The following is a 2,277-nucleotide window of genomic DNA, read 5'->3' as shown; positions in this document are numbered from 1 at the left end:
AGCCGCTGAACTGCCATTCGGGGGTGTGAAGCGATCCGGGTTCGGACGCGAACTGGGCAAGTACGGAATGGACGAATTCGTCAATAAAAAGCTCATCCGTGTCAAACGCTGAACCTTTCACCCTGGATATGTCGCATTGCTTTGAAGGAATGGATGTGGATCGCGCGGTCGTGATCGGCTTTCCCTCGGAGCATGCAGCGCAAACATGGTATTCGAGTGACCAGTACCAGAACCTGGTTGCATTGTGCGACATAGCTCTGCCCACCACCATCACCTTGTCCGGCGGGCAAGACTTACTCACGGCTAACTGGTCACGGACTGGATACCTCGCGGACCGCGGTCTCGGCGAAAACTTCATCGAAGTGCGCTGCAATGTCCACCTGCCTGACCGATATCTGAGCGGGTCATCCATCGCAAAAGTTCGTGAAAGATGACGCCCGGTGCGTTTTAGTTCATGCCGATGCACAGCGCGATCTGTCTCCTTGCATCAAAAAAGCCGAACGTTTCGTCGACTTCCGCTAGAGGCTGCCGCTGCTTCTTGCCCCTGTGGGGGGTTTATCACCAGGGCCGAAGATTACAAACGCTAGGAGGGAGGAAACTGAGAAAAGAAGGTAAATCTGATCCATCGATCATGTCCTTCCAACCGGGCACGGCCCGGTCGCAATGACTCTGAGGACCAGAGTATGGAAGCCCATCATCTACCACTGACGAGAGCCCGAAGTGCGGGCTCATCTTCGCGGATGCCGGCTCTTCTTAGGAAGACTAGCCGAATCATGATGCGGATATACGCCGGTGGAAGCCCATGCAACAGGAAGACTCGGGTCACCGAGAATGTCGCCGCGATCTAGTCCATAGCACTACCCGGATTGAGCTCGTTGGCGGAAGATCACATATGAGGAGAAGGTTAAAAATGAAGTTCGGAATTCTTAACGAGGGCCAAGTTGCGAAAGGGTCGACGCATGCTGTTCGAATCCAAGAGGTTATCGATGAGGCGGTGCACGCCGATAAGCTCGGCTTCGATTACTGGGGTACCTCTGAACAGCACCTGGTGCCGAGTGCGTGGACCGTTTCGTCCCCGCAGGCGGTCTATGGCGCGGTTGCGGCGCTGACAAAGCGAATCAAGCTCCGAACAATGGCGGTGGTGGCACTTAAGGAGCTGGGTCACCCCATTCTCACTGCGGAGCGGCTCGCGACCTTGGATGCCATTTCTCAGGGCAGGGTTGAGTTCGGCAGCGCCCGCTCCAATAACTCTGCCTACCAGACGGCTTTCGGCATTGACCCAACGAAGACGAGGCAGGAGTGGCTCGAGACGGTCGAAGCAACGCTGCGCGCGATGCAAGAGAACCCTTTTACCTTTAAGGGCGAGATCTACAACATTGATGAACCGTTCACCGTGTCGCCGCGCCCGTACTCCTTGGTGCCGCCGCCGGTTTGGGCTTCGGCTACTAGTGTCGAATCCCACAAAATGACGGGTGAGCTCGGTATCGGAGTAATGACGCTCGAAAACTGGTTCGGCTGGGACTACGCCAAAGACTGCGTCGAAGCGCACATCGAAGGCTTCAAGAGCGCCGCTCCCATCGGTGGCTTGTACCCGGCGAATCCCGGGCGGGCATTCCTAGCGTTCCCGGCGCATGTCGCGGAAACTCATGACCGAGCGGTCGACGAGGCGAGGGAAACGGCGCTGGGCTTGGTTGCCAGCGTCACTGACTTGTACATGAATCTGGCGAAGAGCGAAAAGGAGAAGGGCGGGGATTCATACGCATACCTGTTGGAGACAGCGGAGAAACTTGAACCTTTCACGCACGACGTCGAGGCTCTGATCGAGCACTCGCCAAGTGCCATGATCGGCACCCCGGACGAGGTGATCGAACGTATCCAGCGACTCGAAAAGATGGGCTACAACGAGATCATCCTCAAGATCGACAACCACGGTCATCGGACCAACCTCCGAAGCATGGAAATGTTTGCGAAATACGTGATCCCGGCTGTGAAACATCCCTCGCTCATCCCGGAGAACGACTACGAGCTACGTGGAGTGGAAGCGAAATCTTACCTCATCTGAGCTTAATAACCTAACTTTCCTACAACTAGCTTACCAAGCGGCCCTTTCGGACCGCCCTGCTGCCCAGGGCGGTCCGAAAGCGTCCCTACAACACGAGAATGGAGATTCGACGAATGGACGTCGACCTGTTAGTCCACAACGCCGATATCATCACCATGGATGAATTTCGTCCACGGGCGACCTCCATTGCTGTGCTGCATGGCAGGATCGTCGCT

Annotated in this window: 3 protein-coding genes; all 3 read left to right on the top strand. The window is 56.2% G+C overall.

What is annotated here, in order from left to right:
- A partial coding sequence (locus tag PY310_RS21370; protein ID WP_275216587.1) for an aldehyde dehydrogenase family protein occupies positions 1–112 on the top strand: 112 nt, incomplete at its 5' end.
- On the top strand, positions 99–434 hold the full coding sequence (locus PY310_RS21365; protein ID WP_275216636.1) for a DUF1330 domain-containing protein: 336 nt from the start codon (positions 99–101) through the stop codon (positions 432–434). The genes PY310_RS21370 and PY310_RS21365, both read left to right, overlap by 14 nt.
- A 476-nt stretch (positions 435–910) precedes the next feature.
- Entirely contained in the window at positions 911–2,062 is a 1,152-nt protein-coding gene (locus PY310_RS21360) for an LLM class flavin-dependent oxidoreductase (RefSeq protein ID WP_275216635.1), read from the top strand.
- Positions 2,063–2,277 lie beyond the last annotated feature (215 nt).

This window comes from Pseudarthrobacter naphthalenicus (genome assembly GCF_029076445.1).
GTDB lineage: Bacteria > Actinomycetota > Actinomycetes > Actinomycetales > Micrococcaceae > Arthrobacter > Arthrobacter naphthalenicus.
Note: the sequence above shows the minus strand (reverse complement) of the source record. Positions and strands in the feature narration are given on the sequence as shown.